General features: G+C 40.5%; 16 protein-coding genes. 6 read left to right on the top strand and 10 right to left on the bottom strand.

Going from position 1 to position 17828, the window contains the following annotated elements:
- Positions 1–5: 5 nt before the first annotated feature.
- A complete protein-coding gene (locus tag QUE46_RS02755) occupies positions 6–407 on the bottom strand; it encodes a GNAT family N-acetyltransferase (RefSeq protein ID WP_286246120.1) in 402 nt (133 codons plus the stop codon).
- A 3-nt stretch (positions 408–410) separates the two neighbouring features.
- The gene (locus QUE46_RS02750; RefSeq protein WP_286246119.1) at positions 411–614 is read right to left on the bottom strand and encodes a DUF3283 family protein; all 204 of its coding nucleotides are present in this window, start codon (positions 612–614) and stop codon (positions 411–413) included.
- 156 nt (positions 615–770) lie between these two features.
- Here QUE46_RS02750 and QUE46_RS02745 point away from each other — a divergent pair, with 156 nt between their 5' ends.
- Entirely contained in the window at positions 771–1469 is a 699-nt protein-coding gene (locus tag QUE46_RS02745; protein WP_286246118.1) for an ABC transporter substrate-binding protein, read from the top strand.
- Between the two features lie 15 nt (positions 1470–1484).
- Here QUE46_RS02745 and QUE46_RS02740 read toward each other — a convergent pair whose 3' ends face one another.
- The gene (locus QUE46_RS02740) at positions 1485–1730 is read right to left on the bottom strand and encodes a DUF1289 domain-containing protein (RefSeq protein WP_286246117.1); all 246 of its coding nucleotides are present in this window, start codon (positions 1728–1730) and stop codon (positions 1485–1487) included.
- 100 nt (positions 1731–1830) lie between these two features.
- On the bottom strand, positions 1831–2970 hold the full coding sequence (locus QUE46_RS02735) for a 1-acyl-sn-glycerol-3-phosphate acyltransferase (protein ID WP_286246116.1): 1140 nt from the start codon (positions 2968–2970) through the stop codon (positions 1831–1833).
- A gap of 429 nt (positions 2971–3399) precedes the next feature.
- Here QUE46_RS02735 and QUE46_RS02730 point away from each other — a divergent pair, with 429 nt between their 5' ends.
- Both QUE46_RS02730 and QUE46_RS02725 read left to right on the top strand, forming a co-directional pair.
- The gene (locus QUE46_RS02730; protein WP_286246115.1) at positions 3400–4344 is read left to right on the top strand and encodes a D-2-hydroxyacid dehydrogenase; all 945 of its coding nucleotides are present in this window, start codon (positions 3400–3402) and stop codon (positions 4342–4344) included.
- Positions 4345–4762: 418 nt separating this feature from the next.
- Positions 4763–5143, top strand: coding sequence for a DUF3192 domain-containing protein (locus QUE46_RS02725; RefSeq protein ID WP_286246114.1), 381 nt, complete (start codon positions 4763–4765; stop codon positions 5141–5143).
- A gap of 88 nt (positions 5144–5231) precedes the next feature.
- Here QUE46_RS02725 and QUE46_RS02720 read toward each other — a convergent pair whose 3' ends face one another.
- The 3 genes from QUE46_RS02720 to QUE46_RS02710 all read right to left on the bottom strand — a co-directional run bounded on the left by QUE46_RS02720 (position 5232) and on the right by QUE46_RS02710 (position 11376).
- The gene (locus tag QUE46_RS02720) at positions 5232–6137 is read right to left on the bottom strand and encodes a diguanylate cyclase (protein ID WP_286246113.1); all 906 of its coding nucleotides are present in this window, start codon (positions 6135–6137) and stop codon (positions 5232–5234) included.
- A complete protein-coding gene (locus tag QUE46_RS02715; protein ID WP_286246112.1) occupies positions 6121–9912 on the bottom strand; it encodes a PAS domain-containing hybrid sensor histidine kinase/response regulator in 3792 nt (1263 codons plus the stop codon). Before QUE46_RS02715 ends, QUE46_RS02720 begins: the two co-directional genes overlap by 17 nt.
- A 66-nt stretch (positions 9913–9978) precedes the next feature.
- Positions 9979–11376 carry a PhoH family protein gene (locus QUE46_RS02710; RefSeq protein WP_286246111.1) on the bottom strand — a complete coding sequence of 466 codons (1398 nt, stop codon included), beginning with the start codon at positions 11374–11376 and terminating at the stop codon, positions 9979–9981.
- A 306-nt stretch (positions 11377–11682) separates the two neighbouring features.
- Between QUE46_RS02710 and rapA the strand changes: the two genes are divergently transcribed.
- A complete protein-coding gene (rapA, locus tag QUE46_RS02705; RefSeq protein WP_286246109.1) occupies positions 11683–14577 on the top strand; it encodes an RNA polymerase-associated protein RapA in 2895 nt (964 codons plus the stop codon).
- Between the two features lie 105 nt (positions 14578–14682).
- Here the strand turns inward: rapA and QUE46_RS02700 are convergent, their stop codons facing one another.
- Positions 14683–14970 (bottom strand): type II toxin-antitoxin system RelE/ParE family toxin, encoded by a 288-nt coding sequence (locus QUE46_RS02700; RefSeq protein WP_055018590.1) that lies wholly within the window; start codon positions 14968–14970, stop codon positions 14683–14685.
- Positions 14970–15197, bottom strand: coding sequence for a CopG family transcriptional regulator (locus QUE46_RS02695; RefSeq protein WP_286246108.1), 228 nt, complete (start codon positions 15195–15197; stop codon positions 14970–14972). The genes QUE46_RS02700 and QUE46_RS02695 overlap by 1 nt, the downstream gene beginning before the upstream one ends.
- Positions 15198–15333: 136 nt before the next feature.
- Between QUE46_RS02695 and rluA the strand changes: the two genes are divergently transcribed.
- Both rluA and QUE46_RS02685 read left to right on the top strand, forming a co-directional pair.
- Positions 15334–15984 (top strand): bifunctional tRNA pseudouridine(32) synthase/23S rRNA pseudouridine(746) synthase RluA, encoded by a 651-nt coding sequence (gene rluA, locus QUE46_RS02690; RefSeq protein ID WP_286246107.1) that lies wholly within the window; start codon positions 15334–15336, stop codon positions 15982–15984.
- 57 nt (positions 15985–16041) lie between these two features.
- On the top strand, positions 16042–16974 hold the full coding sequence (locus QUE46_RS02685; protein ID WP_286247661.1) for a DUF3530 family protein: 933 nt from the start codon (positions 16042–16044) through the stop codon (positions 16972–16974).
- Here QUE46_RS02685 and djlA read toward each other — a convergent pair.
- Positions 16957–17814 carry a co-chaperone DjlA gene (djlA, locus tag QUE46_RS02680; RefSeq protein ID WP_286246106.1) on the bottom strand — a complete coding sequence of 286 codons (858 nt, stop codon included), beginning with the start codon at positions 17812–17814 and terminating at the stop codon, positions 16957–16959. The genes QUE46_RS02685 and djlA overlap by 18 nt on opposite strands.
- Between the last annotated feature and the right edge of the window lie 14 nt (positions 17815–17828).

Genomic DNA, 17828 nt, shown 5'->3' with positions numbered 1-17828 from the left:
TTTTGTTATAGGTATTCGAGTGCAACTATATTTCGATGCGTGTATATATCAAAAAGTGCTTTTAAACCAGGAGTATATGTTAATATCTGGTTAAAACCAAGACTCGTATATAAAGCTGTAATATTTTTATAAGCAAAGGTGTAAAGCGGTTTAGTTTGCTGTTTTATAGCGGCGCCTAAAAGTTGCTTTGCCAGCCCTTTTTTACGGTGCTGCGGGTTAACAAACACGGTCGATAAAAATAAAAAATCGTGCTTACTTTGTATCCGGCACGCTGCAACTATCTGCATTTCGTTGTAAACAACCCAAACCTGATCTTGCTTATTAGCACGTCCCCTAACGCTATACAGTGCATAAAACTTATTAACTAAAGGAATCTTAAGTGTGTCTAACTTTTGTACTGTGTACATATATTAGCTTAGCATTAACGCCAAATACTGCTCAAACTGTTGCTTTAAATACGTTTGCTCTGCCACTGGACGGCTATGAATCGTGTTATAAACCTGCTCACGTGTTTTTTTATTACGTTTAATTTGATAAGCCCAAAATGAGGCTTCGTAATCTAATTGAATTTGATATTTTTGCTCTCGGGGTAAAGCACATAAATTAAAACTCACAACCACTCCTAAGTACGGTTAGTTATCCGCATTTATTATACGTATATTCGAACCCATTTACTGTTTAAAAAGCAACAAATATGGGCAAAAACCAGACTATTTTGTTATTATTCGCTGCGTTCATTTTCACTATCCCCATTTTAAACGGAAGTAACCTTGCAGATACAGCTCAATGCTTTGTTTTTATTAGTCGTTTTATTTTTTAGTAAAATTGCACTCGCCAATCACAATAGCGTTATATTTAACCGCCCTGCCGACTCAGCTCAAGCAAGCTATGCGCTCGCTTTACTCACGTTGGCCTATAAAGAACTTAATTATGAAGTACACATAATTGATTTTAATCGCCAAAATGCGCTATTAGCGGCTAATAACGGAGTGTTAGATGGGCAACTTGGGCGCGATATAAGCATAGAAGCGAACAATAAAAACCTGATCAGAATTAACTACCCTCTGTTTGACTATAAGCTTTTACTGTTTAAAAACTGCCAACCTACTACGCTTGATAAACTCAACAATGTTGCTGTTTTGTCAGGTTACCCGGTTCAACACCATTACTTAAACGAGCATAAGTTTAGCGGCAATATTATTGAGGTAAAAAATATTACAACCCAACTTAACCTACTAGCCCAGCATAAAGTTGATGGTGCAATTATGCTTGACTTTGTGCTTAAAGCCGATAACTTTTCTCTACCAGAGACGTGTATGCAAACCCAGCTGCTAAGTACGTTTTCACTCTATCACTATGTACATAAAAAGCACGCAGCTTTGGTAAGTAAACTATTGGATACTTTGAATAAACTACACGATAACGGCACTAGCCGCGCATTGCGCGCAAAATACAATTTAAAACCCTAACAAGTACAACAAGGTTTAAAATTCAAAGCCTTGCTGTTTATCTAAAGTCCCTTGTGATTGCGCTGCTTGGCGCTTTTGTAAATACCGCTTGTAACGTTGTTGGCACAAGCTAAGTACTTTCTTTTTTTGCGCATTACTTAACGCATTCCAATTAAAGCGCTCATCTCGGCTTCGGTAACAGCCTTTGCAATAGCCTCGGTTATTTACTTGGCAAATACTTTTACAGGGGCTTGGAATATCAAATATTTCAATTTGTTGCATTGCGCCCCCTAAATAGATTAATTGCTTAGTATGAGTATAGCGTTATTTATGCACAAAAAAAAAGCAGCGTTTACGCTGCTTTTTACACCAAGGGAGCTGCCTAATGGCTTTCCTCGCATGCTTTGTTTGTGATTTCAGCTTTGCGTTGAAATGGCTTTGCATACATGGCTAAAACAAGTGGCTTTAGCTCATCTGGCACCAAGGCTAAACGCTGCTCAAAGGTGGCGGTATCGGGCTCATCTATTACTGCTTGCTTACAACCACCGGCAATGTAATTACCTGGGTGTAAGTAAAAAGACTCAACAATGTGCTTATCAATTGTTTGCGCCAACTCATCAGCATCATCACAGCCGCTTTCAACCGGCTCTCCAAAAGCTAAGTGTACGTGCCCTTTAGCAGAGCTAAATCCCTCAACAATACTTGCTATGTCTTCGCCTGCTGATTTAACGTACTCACCGTGCTGTTGCTTATGGTAAAGCTCTTTGGCTTTAGAAATAGCACAAGGCTCATACTGGTAAGAAATAGACACAGGGACAATTTTTAACTCTTTTATGTACTCGCCAAACTCTTTCTTTTGTTTTCGTCCGTTTAGTTGCAGCATTTTTAAAAGCGCCGGATCTGTTTGATCAAAACCGTCTTTTGCACGCCCCTCTTTTTGCGCAATCCAAATAGAATTTCCTGCTGTTAGCGAGTCATAAATATACGATGACAACTGCGTAAGTGCTTTAAGCATCTCTTTAGGTGCTTTGGCTGAACGCTTAACGATAAAGCTTTTATTTAAACGCATCAGCTCGGTTATATAGGGTATTTGCAATAAATTATCACCAATTGCTATACGCACCGTCTTCATTTTATGTTGATACAACCCCCAATTAACAAGTGCGGGGTCTAGTACTATGTCGCGGTGGTTAGATATAAATAAATACGCCTGCTGTGGATCAAGTTTATCTAATCCCGAAAAGCTAACTTTTGAGGTAGTGCGTTTTATAAGTTTATCTAAATACTCAGCCACTTCATTTTGTACATCTTCAACGCTTGTAAATTTACCCCATTTTTTTCGTAGCTGGCTTCTCACCACTGCGCGAGCTATAAAAGGCATAGCCGATATAAAGCGCGGTAAGTTGTACTTTGCTATTACATCTATAAACGCATTATCGTTAATTAAGCGTGCTAGCGAAGCCGCAACTTCATCGTCGTTGTAAGGTCTTATGTCTGCGTATTTATCTTCTAATTCACTCATTACTGCATCTACAATGTTAAAAAACGGCACGCAAAACGTACCGTTTATATATAATTTTGATTATAACTCAGCCACTCTTAAATAAGAAATAGCCATTTGGTTATGCTTATTTGCGAACCACTTTAGTCTATGACCACGCAAAAAGGGGTTGGTGCATTGTTTTTTAGTTTTATCAACGTTAATAAAGCTTGTTGACCTTTCAGAGGAAAGTGAGTTCAATCTCAAAAAATAAACAGGCCCCAAAGATATAGCCCGCTAAAATATCATGTTATTTATATTTGAGTGGGCAGACCAGCCAATTTAAACTTTTATCAGCAATCTGACTTTTTGCACTAATCATTTGGTAGTAATAGCATTAACAAAGGGATTTTTTCGTAGTACCTTAGCTCCTCTCGCAATTTTATTGTACGTATATTGATAGGACACACGATGAAAATCACTATTCTCGATAACGCCACTTTAGCTAAAACATCTTTAACCTGTATTGAAGAATTAGGTGAGCTAACCACCTATGAGCTCACATCACCAGAACAAGTTGTAAAACACAGCCAAGGCGCTGATGTGCTTATTACCAATAAGGTGGTATTAAATCGTGACACCATTAGCCAGCTTAAAACTCTCAAGCTTATTTGCGTAAGCGCAACAGGCACCAATAATGTTGACTTAAACGCTGCACAAGAGTTTGGCATTGCCGTTACCAACGTAGCAGGCTACTCAACCCCTTCGGTTGTACAACACACATTTTCATTAGTGACTAATTTATTAGGTAATACACATCGCTATCAGCGCGACTGCCAGCAAGGCGCTTGGCAAAAAAGCGACATGTTTTGCAGATTAGATTACAGCTTTAATGATTTACAAGGTAAAACATTTGCCATTATAGGTGGTGGTACGCTAGGTAATGGTGTGGCTGCAGTCGCGCAAGCATTTGGCGCAAATGTAGTGGTTGCAGAGCGAAAAGGCGCCCCTTGTAGAGAAGGCCGTACACCTTTTGAAGAGGTATTAAAAACCGCTGATATAATTAGCGTGCACTGCCCGCTTACTGATGAAACTCGTGATTTAATTTCGTTAGATGAGCTAAAAATGATGAAACCTAGCAGTATTATTATTAATACCGCCCGCGGTGGCATTATAAACGAGGCTGACCTAGTAACAGCTCTTGAACAAAATTTAATTGCTGGAGCAGGCGTTGATGTACTAACAAAAGAGCCGGCAGAGCAGACTAACCCACTGGCAAATTACACAGGCGAAAACTTGCTTCTTACACCACACATTGCATGGGCCAGCACAGAGTCAATCGTACGCTTAATTAATGAGGTGAGCTTAAATATAGCAGCCTTTACTAATAGTGAATCTCGTAACCGCTTGGTGTAACGTATTTTGGCTATTCTAAATTAACCAAGATTAGCCTAATCGTTAAAAAAACTAAAAAGTGGCTGTTTTTACTAATGATTTTTATAATTCATCATTTAAAAATAGCCATACAAACTTAACTGTTTGAATTTTATAGTTTTGTTATATTGGCCTATTACTTGCCTTTAATGAGTAAATAATTAAATTATACCAATCCACTTAATGAAGTGATCTATTTTGAGGACAGGTAAACGTGTTGATAGCTAGGCAAAAAATTCGCTATTTAGTTGTTCTCGGCAATTGCTCCTGCATTGCTCTACCTTCTGCATCCATGCAGTCGTAAATGAGAATTTTTTAACGCAGATAGCAACACGTTTAGCTCCTAAAAATGATTAAGTATTATTGCGGATTGGTATTAAAACTCATCAAGGATTTAACAATGAAAAAATCACTTTTAGCTGCTGCACTTATCACTCCATTTTTAACCGGTTGTGTTATTGCCGTATCAGATGGCGAAGCAGAAACGCATTGGGCAGGTAACGACTCATCAAGCTGGCAACATCAGCATAAAAAAAACCGCGAAGCGATTGCAGATTTAACAATGGATAGCAGCTATCAATCTGTTTTAGCACAACTAAAAACGCCGAGCTTTACCGAACTATTAAAAAAAGACGATGATGTTTACCAGGTACTGTTTTACATGACTCACAGTATTCACTCTGATGGCAAAACAACAAAAGATGAATGTACGCCATTAATATTTAAAAACGATAAATTGGTGGGTATTGGTGAAAGCGCACTGGGCATGATCACTAAATAGTAGCTCAGTAGCGTAAATTGCCCCGCTCTGTCATAGCGTTAACCGTGTGGGGCCGATTAAAATAACGCTTAAGTGTAAATAAAGCGCACTATAAGTTAAGCGCAACCACTTGATCGCGCCCAGCATCTTTTGCGGCATACAGCCCTAAATCGGCTTGCTCAAGTAAGGCCTGCTCAGCACTTGCATTGCCATTTTCCATACTAGCAATACCAATACTAATTGTTATGTGTTCTGCATTTAAAGAAGCTTTGTGCTCTATATTTAAGTTGTTTACCGCTTGCCTTAGCTTTTGTGCAAATGCTAATGCCTGTTGTTTATTAACATCGGGTAATACCGCTGCAAACTCTTCTCCTCCGTAGCGGGCAATAAAGTCAGTACTACGCTCACATTGCGCTGCTAACGCCTGTGCAACCTGCTTTAAACATTCATCCCCTGCTCGGTGGCCATAGCAATCGTTGTAACGCTTAAAGTGGTCTATATCCATTAATAAAACCGACAAACACGAGCCATTGCGTTTACTTCTACGCCATTCACGAGAGAGATTTTCATCTAAATAACGCCTGTTGGGTATCTCTGTTAAACCATCTATTGAGGCAAGCATTTCAAGCAAATCATTTTTTTGCTTGATCAGTAATTGGTTGCGCACTCTCACTTTTACTATGGAAGCATTAAAGGGTTTAGTTATGTAATCCATTGCGCCTAACTCAAGGCCTTTTGCTTCATCAGTATGGCTATTATTAGCCGATATAAACACAATAGGAATAGACTGCGTAATAGGGTTTTCTTTAAGTTGCACAAGCACTTCGTAGCCATCAATGCCTGGCATCACCACATCTAAAATAATTAAATCTACTTGGTTAGATTTAATAAAGGTGAGTGCTTTTTCGCCGCTTTCAACTAAATATACGTCATGCTCCGTACCCAGCGTTTTTTCAAGCACCAGCCGGTTAAGGGGATCATCATCTACAATCAGTATTTTAGCTCTTTTCGGCATCCCGTCCCCCTAAGGTTTCTATAAAAATAATCACTTGTTTTAGTTGTATGATTAGTTCTTTTAAAGTTTGTTGAAGCGGCTCGTTAGTAGTTTTAAGGTGCGTTTCACATTGTTTTGCACACAGTGAAAGCCTGATAAAACCTAAATTACCCGCCACGCCTTTAATACTATGCACTAAGCGTACCACTTCATCTCGCTGGGTATTTTCTTCAATTTGTTCTAACTGGGTTTCACACAACTTAGCAAACTTTCCAACCATAGTTGCTAGTAAATTTTCATCAAAATTAAACTGGGTGAGCGCAAAGTTTTGGTCATAAAACTTAGGTTTTATAAAGTCTACGTCTCTAATTGCATCTAATAGTACAGCTGCAACCACAGGTTTGGTTAAATGCTTGTTCATGCCGCTATTAAGTGAGCGCTCAACATCTGCAGGTTCACAATGTGCTGTTAAAGCAAAAATAGGCAGTTGGCGCGCGTCAAACTGTTGGCGAATCAATTGCGTTGCTTGGCACCCATCAATATGCGGCATTTGCACGTCCATCAATATTAGATCTGGCTTTAATATTTGTAGCAGCTCTATTGCATCTGGGGCATTAGTGACTGTTATTACATTAACATGGGCTTGCTTTAGTACACTGCTAATAATGTCTAAATTGAGCGGGTTATCATCAACCGCCATAATAAGTAGACCCGATATATCTTTTTTTACTTCTCCATTATTTTCAGCAGCTTTAGAGTGCTTATCATCGACATTAGCATTTAAACTAATTAATCGCTGCGCCAAGGCCGTTGCTTTAATATGCTGTACGTTAATTTGCGTAGTACAAGGCAATGCTAAAGTGTGCTCATGATTAATTACCACTACAGGGAATGAGCTGGCACTGAGTGTTTCGTGTATAGATTCAACACTTAATAAATCGTTCAATGTGGTTTCATCAATAATCAGTTGCTTTGCATCAGCAAGCTTTATTGGGTAGCGTAGCGCCTCTTCTAAGTCAATAGCTGCCACTTGTGAGTAAGCATTAACGACTTCGTTTAGCTGTACAGTGTCTTCGCTCACAATGGCTAACGTACTAGGAATAAATACACTACTCTTAGCCGTATCTACCGCAAGCGCTAGAGTAAAGTAAAACTCACATCCACGGCCTTTGTCGCTATTAATGGCAATTTCGCCCCCCATTAAGGCGACACCATGTTTAACTATAGCAAGTCCAAGCCCGACCCCTTGATGAATACGCGTAGAGGATTCGTCCCCTTGAGTAAACGCATCAAATAGTCGTCGTTGGTCAGCTTTGGCAATACCTACCCCTGTGTCGATCACGTGAAAACAAATACGTTGCTGATCTAAAACGTCATTTTCATCAAGCACCATTTTTAAGGTAATACTGCCTTTATTAGTAAACTTAACGGCATTGGTAAGTAAGTTACCTAGTATTTGTTGCAATCGTATTGAATCACCAATAATCACAGGGTTAATTAAAGGGTCTATTTCAATATTAAAGCTTAATCCTTTGTTTTGGCATAACGGCGCCGTTAAGCTCTCGCAAATATCAATCAGTTCAACTAAACAAAAAGGCACCGGTTTTATTTGTGCTTGCGCACTTTCTACGCGAGCAAAGTCAAGCATTCTGTTTAGCATTAGCAATAAGCTTTGCGCTGCGTTTTTAGCCTGCTTTGTTTGTTGCAGCTGCTTATTTGTTAAGCCTTGCTCTACTATCATGTCTAACAAACCGAGTACTGCGTTAAGCGGCGTGCGGATCTCATGACTTAAATTAGCAATAAAGCGGCTTTTAGCTATTGTTGCACGCTCTGCGTCATGCTTTGCTTTAGTGAGCGCGCTCACATCTTGAATATGAATAACATAGTAAGAAGGGTCTCGGTTTTCATCCCACACCAGCGACACACTCAGCTGTAGCCAACTTGTTAATTTTCCTTGTGAGAGCGTTAAATGATAAACCCGTTTTTTATCATCTAGTAAGTGACAAAGCGTTTTTTTTATTTCTTGCCACTGCGCCTCATCAAACAGCTTTTTAAGCGGTTCACCAGTTAAAATATCTTGCTGTGAAAATAACTTACGAGCCGCTTTGTTAACTTGCAATATGGTATGCTCAAGCGAGAGTAGCAACACACTGTTTGCTGCAAACTCTATCGCGCTTCTAAATTTAGATTCTGACGATTTTAACGCCGATAGGGTTTGCTGCTGCTCAGTAATGTCTCTTCCAATCCCCATAGTACCTAATAAATGCTGGTGCTCGTTATAAAATGGGGCAATGGTTAATTGATACGATTTATCGGTGCTATCTATGCGTTGTTCAATACTACTTTTGGTTTGCAGCACTTGTTTTTCAAGCAGGCTTAACTGTAAATCGTCACTGTCTAAGTCTTCAATACGCTTGCCGACTAGGGTTGCTTGTTCTTTGCCTACATAGGCTTCAAATGCTTTGTTACACCCTAAAAAAGAGCCATCAATATTTTTAAAATAAATCAGATCAGGCACACTATTTAGCATCGTATTTAATAGCGCTAAGTGTCGCTCTTTTGCTTCGTAGCTGCGTTTTAGCTTTTGTGATTGTAGCTGTAGCTGCTCATCGAGTTCTTTATTAGCCTCTTGTAATGACTCAACTAACTGCGCATTTTTATCAAAAACATATTTAACGCGAGAAAACCAAGGCTGCCAATTTAATGGGATCGGGTAACTTGAAAGTGTTTCATTAGGGCCATCATTTTGCTCAAAATACTGCATTAAATGGGTCATTGGTCTCACAAAAATACGTTGGCTTAACCAAAAAAATACGGCAAACATTAAGCTTAAAAATAACGTTAAAAACACAAATTCCAAAAATACCTCATACCTAATTGGCGTGATCATATTTATTTGCGGTTCATAAAACGCCGCATGAATAGGCAAGTTCCCCATGGCTTGCATAAAAAACTGTGCATCTGTGTTATTCGCTAAGTTTATTTTTTTATCGTCATGAGTTAATTCAGGCCAATAATCTTTTAAGGCTGTTGCTTCGTTTAACTGCTTAACAGAGCTGGCTATCACCTGATGCGATTGGTTCATAAACACATACTCACCCTCGCTTGGAGCTACCTTTTTAAGCCAGCTAGACATGGCTTCTAAATCGTATATTAAAATTATATAGTCGGACGAATTTGGCTGTTTTTTGCGACCAATGGCAAAGTAGGCACTGTCGTGTATTTTTACTATGGGGCTGGAAGTAAGCTGGCCAGGTGCAAATGTAGGCTTAAAACGGCCATTTAAAATTTTACTAAGCATGGTGCTTTGACTTTTGTTGCGTCTTACAACATACGCAAACCCCGCGTCATCAACATAGGCAACGGCCGATAACGATTGCATAAGTGATAACGCGGTATTAAAAGTTGGGCTTAAGCTTGTAGCTTGCTGCCACTGAATCAACGCACGGTTAGAAAAAGCAAACTGCCCTTTACCGACTATTTCGCCTCGGCGCTGACTAAAGTGGCGGTAGTAGTAATTATCGTACTGATTTATACCTTCAAGTAAGTTACGGTTAAATTGTTCAGCACTAGGCTGTTGATATGATGTAAAGGCATTGTCGAAAAAGTCATTTACCGAGCTCATTATATGGCTAACTTGAGCCGATACTTGCTCAAAATCGGCTTGGCGTTTTTCTATGGCACGATCAACTTTTATATTATACAAATGCAAACACAGTAAAAATGCCACAAATAAGGGAACAAATAATGCTACAAATAAAGAGCGGTAATAGTCTTTTAGAGGTAAAAATTTCAACGTTTTGCCTAAGTTTTGGCCCGATAGTCAGCCACTAGACTATCGAGCCAAATTGTTCTGCGCAAGTTATAAATTTTCTTCTGCAAAGGAGGCTAAACGGCTGCGCACTACCCCGTTTAAATTAACTGTTGCACTGCCTTCAAAGTCTTTAAAACGCTCAACAATATAAGTAAGACCTGAAGTAACGGGGGTTAAATAGTTGCTATCTATTTGTGCTAAATTACCGCTACAAATTAGTTTTGTTCCCTCACCACAGCGGGTAATAATGGTTTTAAGCTGAGACGCCGTTAAGTTTTGGCTCTCATCCAAAATAACCACTGCATTTTGAATACTACGCCCACGCATAAAGTTTACCGACTTAAACTGTATATTGGCTTTTTCCATTATGTAATTACGGCTCGAAATTGGGTTTTCATCTCCTTTGTGTAGCACCTCTAAGGTGTCGGTAATTGCCGCTAACCACGGTGCCATTTTTTCTTCTTCGGTACCGGGCAAAAAACCAATAGACTCGGCTATTTCAGGCGTATTACGCGTTACTATAACCTTGTCGTAAATACCGCGTTCAATCACCATTTCAAGTGCACTAGCAAGCGCTAGCAACGTTTTACCACACCCAGCTGGGCCGGTTAAAATAACCAACTCAATACTTGGGTCTAATAAAGCATCAAGTGCCATACCTTGATAAACATTTTTAGGTTTAACACCCCATGCTTGCTGGTGCATTAAACGCTCAACACTAATATCTTTTAATTTAATACGCTCGTTATCGTACGATTTTACCCGCGCAGCAAAGTGCTCGCTGCCATCAAGTATGTACTCATTGCAAAATACATCTGGAATTAAGTTTTTTGCTACATAATGAAACGTATCACGGCCATGCTGCTGTGTTTCGCATTGCCCTACGTGCTGCCAAAAATCGCCCTCTATTTTTTTATAACCACTGGTTAAAAGCGCTATATCGTCAATGAGTTGGTCGGTACGGTAATCTTCAACATATTTTAGGCCTGCGCCTTTCGCTTTAAGGCGCATGTTTATATCTTTTGTCACCAATACTATTTTTGAATCGCTGTGCTGTTTTTGTAAATACACGGCGCAGTTAATAATGCGGTGGTCGTTTTCATCCCCCGGTAATCCAGAAATAGAATCTGCAAAAAGGTGGTCATTAACAATAATGAGCGTACCGGTTGAATTAGCATTTGCTTTTTTATTGCTCGGCAGTGCAACCCCCTGCAACATTTGCTCAGGAGTCGCATCTTTTAGTACTTCATCTAGGCCGCGAATAGCCACTCGTGCATCGCGGCTTACATCGTGTTTTCTATCTTTAATGTGGTCAAGTTCTTCTAAAACGGTCATTGGGATGACAACATGATGCTCTTGGAAAGACAAATAAGCGAGGGGTTCGTGGAGTAACACATTGGTGTCTAGCACATACATTTTACTTTCAAGGTTCGAAGCTTTTTCCATAGCACTTTCCTTACGTTTTATGATTTTTATGCTATACCAAAATAACTAAGTAAAACGGGCCTAAATTTAAACCTGCAATACTTAATTGCTAAGGCATAATCTAAGTTTAGTCTATTTGTCATAAAAGTCCGTTTTATTACAAACACAATATAGTTTTTATTTACCTAAAAAAGAGCCATTTGTTAGCACTGTTAATGGGATTAATTCGCACTTATAAAATTAATTAAAAGTGAGTCAAATAGCGCCTTGCAGTGGTGTTATGTAACAGGTAACATAGCCGCCTTTTTCTTCATAGACGAGACATACATGAATTTTTCCTTAGGTCAGCGTTGGATCAGTGATACAGAGTCAGATTTAGGATTAGGCACCGTAGTTGCCATTGAAGGCCGTCAGGTCAGCATTTTATTTCCTGCCAGTGGTGAAAACCGTGTTTATTCTACAGCAGAAGCACCGGTTACCCGTGTGGCATTTAATCCAGGTGATGTGATCAAAAGCGTTGAAGAATGGGAATTAGAAGTAGAGTCTATCGAAGTGCAAGGTGAACTACTTTGCTACGTAGGTACACGTATCGATACCGGCGAGCAAGCAAAGCTAAAAGAAACCTTTCTAGATCATTTTATTAAGTTTAATAAACCGCAAGATCGTTTATTTGCGGGCCAAGTAGATCGTTTCGATCGCTACACTTTGCGTTACCAAACATGGCAACACCAATTCCAGCGCCAGCAATCGCCTATTAAGGGTTTGATTGGTCAGCGCGCTAACCTTATCCCGCACCAGCTTTACATTGCACAAGAAGTAGGTAAACGTTTTGCTCCACGTGTACTGCTTTCAGATGAAGTAGGCCTTGGTAAAACCATTGAAGCAGGTATGATTTTACACCAACAAATAATTAGCGGTCGTGCTAGCCGTGTACTTATTGTGGTGCCAGAAAACCTACAACACCAATGGTTAGTAGAAATGCTACGCCGCTTTAATTTACGTTTTTCTATTTTTGATGAAGAGCGTTGCGACGAAGCCTTTGCCGACTCACCAAACGTGTTTGATACCGAGCAACTGGTACTTACCAGCCTTGAGTTTTTAACCAAGAAAAAACGTTGGTTTGAACAAGCAACATTGGCTGATTGGGACTTATTAGTTGTTGATGAAGCGCACCACCTAAGTATTAACAATGGTAAGCCGAGCACCGAATATCAGCGTATGGCCGAACTTAGCCAAGATATTCCGGGGCTTATTTTATTAACTGCAACGCCAGATCAACTTGGTCATCGTAGTCACTTTGCCCGCTTACAATTGCTCGACCCAGATAGGTTTTACGACTACGACGTATTCAAAGAAGAAGAAGCTAACTACAAAGACGTTGCCGAAGCGGCAAATCAGCTGCTGCAAGCGCAAGCCCTTGATGATACAGCCAAAGCCACACTCATTGAGCTATTAAAAGAGACCGATATTACCGATGTGCTTGAAAAAGCGCAGCAAGGTGATTTACCGGCCCGTAAAGAAATACTTAACATGCTGCTTGATCGCCACGGCACAGGCCGTATTTTGTTTAGAAACAGCCGCAGCGGAATTGATGGCTACCCTAGCCGTAAATTACATGCTTACCCTATGGCACTGCCAAAGCAGTACAAAACAGCTATGTCGGTGCTTGGCAGCATGAGCGGTATACAAAGTGCAGAGCTAAGTGCACAACGCGCGCTATTCCCTGAAAAAATCTTTCAAGAGTTTGAAGGTGAAAGTGCAAGCTGGGGCGCATTTGACCCACGTGTAGATTGGTTAATCAACACACTTAAAACCCTAAAGCACGAAAAAGTACTGCTTATTTGTGCCAAAGCCGAAACTGCGATTAGCCTTGAACAAATTTTGCGTGAGCGTGAAGCAATAAAAGCCTCTGTGTTCCACGAGGGCATGTCGATTATTGAGCGTGACCGCGCAGCAGCATTTTTTGCTGATGAATACGACAACGCACAAATACTGCTGTGTTCAGAGATTGGTTCAGAAGGTCGTAACTTCCAGTTTTCGCATCATTTAGTGTTATTTGATCTACCACTAAACCCTGACTTACTTGAGCAACGTATCGGTCGATTAGACCGCATTGGTCAAACGCAAGATGTAAATATTCATGTGCCGTATTTTGAAAACACCGCGCAAGAAGTATTACTTCGTTGGTACAACGAAGGCCTTGATGCGTTTGAGAGCACATCAACTACCGGCCAACTATTGTATAAAGAGTTTAGCGAAGACTTACTTGAGTACATTGCTGCACATAATTGTGATGAAGAAGAGCTCGACCCACTACTTGAGCAAGTAGCCAAGCAAAATGCCGTGTTGCGCAAGCAAATGGAAAGTGGCCGTGACCGTCTATTAGAGCTACATTCATCTGGCCAAGGCGCTGCCGACTCGCTGGTTGAAGATATCGAAGCACTTGATAACCAATTTGAGTTACCAAGTTATATGATCAACGTATTCGACACGTTTGGTGTAAGCCAAGAAGACAAAGGCGAAAACACCATTATTTTAAAGCCAACAGAGCATATGCTAAGTGCTTCGTTCCCAAGCTTAAAAGAAGATGGCATGACGGTTACCTTTGACCGCGATACTGCTCTTTCGCAAGAAGACGTGCATTTTATTAGCTGGGATCATCCTATGGTGCAAGGCACGATGGACATGATTTGTGATGATGACTTTGGTAGTGCATCGGTTGCTTTGCTTAAAAACAAAAAATTGCCGCCAGGCACCTTTTTTGTTGAGCTGATTTTTGTAGCCGAAGCTATGGCACCAAAAGCCCTGCAAGTAGGACGCTTTTTACCACCAACGCCTATTCGCATATTGCTTGATAAAGCCAGTAATAACCTAGGTGAAAATGTAGCGTTTGATAGCTTTAACCAGCAGCTTTCAGCCGTTGGTCGCCAAACAGCAAGTAAATTAGCAGGTGCTTTACAAGGTGCGGTTCATCCAATGATCAACACCGCAAAAGACATGGCGCAGCAGCAGCTTGAGGTTATACGCAGTGCATCTCTTGAAAAAATGCAAAGCACCCTAGGCGAAGAACAAGCCCGCCTTGAAGCGCTTAAGCAAATTAATCCTAATATTCGCCAAGAAGAAATTACCTTCTTCGATAAGCAGCGCAGCGAGCTGACAACGCATATTCAAAAAGCCCAGTTAAAGCTTGATGCAATACGTTTAATTGTGGTTTCGCACTAAGGTTTTTTTGAGCTTTCAGTTTATAGCTGTCAGTCGTTAGATCAGGTGTAGCTAAACTACAATTTTAAAAGCACGGTTTACAGGCCGTGCTTTTTACATTCACCTCTAGAACCACTCATCTGTATCTTGGCCACCTAATATAGCCATTATTTCAACATCAGTTTCTGTAATTCTGTAATAAATGCTGTCCGAGCCACAAACGGCACGTCGATAGCCTGTGCGTATATGATCAACTGATTGGTATGAATAAGGATTTGCTGCTAGTTTTTCAAACATAGAGAAGAAACTATAAAAATAATTATCCGCTTGCTGTTGTGAAAATGCGTGACAGTCATATTGATAAATGCGACGTAAATCCTCTTTGGCATCGTTTGAAAGCTTAAATGTGCGCACTACTTAATGCTTGCTTTAAATTCTACTAACATTTGATCGGCAGATTGAGCGTTAAAATCGCTTTTTTCTGAGTGAGCAAGCTTACTGTTTATAGCTTCAGCCCTTCTTGCACGGCGAATTAAATCGTTCACCAATTCACTTTTATTAGCATAATCACCTATGTTTTCAACGTGATTACGTAGCCATAAATCATTTTGTTCAGTAAGTGAAATACTTTGCCTTGCCATAATATGTTCCCATAACTTTAGGTTGGTGTAATTTTACACCAGATTAAAAAGCATGCAATTAAACTTTTACCTTTTCCCTTGAGGCTTTGCGCTCGCTCCACTAAAATAGCGCCCTGCAAAATTACTGAGGTCGGCCGTGTTAGTTAACTACAATCCCCCAATGAGTCCGTATTTAACAATACTGTATCAAGATGACGACTTGCTCATCGTTAATAAGCCCAGCGAACTTTTAACCGTCCCAGGTAAAGATCCAAAACATGCCGATAGCTTAATTAGCCGCGTTAACCGTGTTTTTCCTACAGCTAAAATAGTGCACCGCTTAGATATGGCAACCTCAGGCATACTGTGTTTGGCCATGAATAAAGCAGCGCATAGGCATTTAAGTATGCAATTTCAAGAACGCGAAACAGCAAAGCGTTATATTGCGCGTGTTTATGGGCAGCTTGAAGAAAATGGCTCTGTAGATTTACCGCTTATTTGCGATTGGCCTAACCGCCCTAAACAAATGGTTGATCATGAAAATGGCAAACCATCGCTTACGCATTACAAAATACTCACGCGCGAAGCATTTGCTACCCGCGTGGAGCTAACACCCATTACAGGGCGATCCCACCAATTACGTGTACATATGTTAAGCCTTGGTCATCCTATTTTAGGTGACAGGCTCTATGCCCACAAAGAGGCGCTTGCAGCTGCACCGCGTTTACAACTGCATGCTCAAATGCTTCAACTAAAGCACCCTGTGAGCGAGCAAGTGCTTACTTTTGAAGCCGAGCCTGATTTTTAACTAAACTTTTTATCCTTCGCGCCGATAGCTAAGTAATGGTATTTATTAGAGCTTGTGATGATATTAGCGCGATTTTTAAAACCCGTATTAGTTAACCTACTGCTGGCTTGTGGGTTGTTAATTGGCAGCCCTAGTAATGCAATTGATCATATTTCGCCGCCCGCCCTGTCGACAATAGAAAACACTGATATAAAACGTTTCTTACCAAATGATGAAATAAAGCCAATACTTGCTGGTGATACCGAGTTTTTAAGCCTTTACAGCGAGTATATGAGCCGCGACTTTAGAGGGGTTGCGTTACTTATACCCGATTGGAACTCAACTCCAAGTAATAACACTGGCATGAGCTATCTTCGAAAGGAGCTGAATAATTTAGGTTATACCACTTACGCGATGACAGTGCCTGACATAGATTGGCAAGCCAGCGATATGCAAGCCCCTAGCGAAGCGCAACAAAACGCGGCGCAAGAGCAAACTGAGCAAAAAAATAGCGAGTCAGAAGCACCAAAGCCCAATACTGAGCCGCACTATGTAAATGCAATTGACTCGGTAAGTAATGCGGTGCTTAACAACTATAAAACTAACTTAATATTGCGTTATGAGGCACTTTATCAACGTGCTATGAGCGAGCCTAATAATATTGTAGTGATAGCCCAAGGAGCCAGTGCGGGTGTGTTAATGGAGTACTATGCAGATTTTCCAGACTCGCAAATTAATGCATTTATTAGCTTAAGCAGTTATTTACCCAATACACAGCGTAATGAAAGTTTAAGCCAAACCACATCACTGGTTACCCCAGCGTTACTTGATATTTACTATGCAAATGATAATACCGATATACTTATGAGCCTAAAAAACCGTCAGCGCTGGGTAAATCGTAATGCTAAATTTGATTACCGCCAGCGCCAACTGTTTGGCCTGCGTGATGCGCCAGAGCAACATGCACGTTTAAGCAAAGAAATAGACGGCTTTTTACGCCGCCTTTTTTAAATACTCGTAAGCTGCTTGTATGTCTTGGCTTTTTTTAACCGCCACTTCCATCATGTGTTTAGGCAGCCCTTGAGATACTAATTTATCAGGGTGATGCTGCGCCATTAATTTACGATACGCTACTTTAATGTCTCGTTGCGTTGCATCACTATTTAACCCTAATAAAGCCAAGGCTTGTGAACGGTTCATGCTGTTATTAGGGGGCACATGATGGCCAGACCCTTCACGGTAACTGCTACTTTGACCTTGCTGCTGCCTATGCTGTTGTTGCTGCTGTCTAAAACTAAATTCAGCTTGGTAGCGCTTAAGAATAAAAGCAAAATGGGTTTTAGAAATACCTAATTGCTTACTTACCTCTTGTAACAGCTGTTTTTCTTGCTCGGCGAGCACACCATCAGAAAACGCCATTTGAATTTGAATTTCTAAAAACAGTTGCAGTAAGTCGTAACGTTTTGCAAAGCGTTCTTTAAAGTCATGCACTGTTTCTTTAATCGAAAAGTCGCTATCTTTACCTGATTGAAATGCATGCTGAGCTTCGCGGCGCTCATCGCCCTTTAGCCCCATTTCATCCATAAACATACTTGCCGCTTTTATATGCACCTCACTTACGCGACCGTTCGACTTTGCAATATGCCCCATAACCGCAAAGCAGCTCGAAAAAAACAACGCTTGGCGCTCGTTTACATCATCACCTTTAAACAAACCTGAAAAGCCCCCGGCTTTATCAAAGTCGTTTTTTAGGCTTTTATCAAATAAATGGCCGAGGTATAAACCTAAAATGGCGCCAAAAATTTTGCCAAACATAAAGCCAAAACAAAAACCGAGTATTTTTCCCCACATCTAATTAACTGCCT

The organism is Pseudoalteromonas sp. MM1 (genome assembly GCF_030296835.1).
Classification (GTDB): domain Bacteria; phylum Pseudomonadota; class Gammaproteobacteria; order Enterobacterales; family Alteromonadaceae; genus Pseudoalteromonas.
Note: the sequence above shows the minus strand (reverse complement) of the source record. Positions and strands in the feature narration are given on the sequence as shown.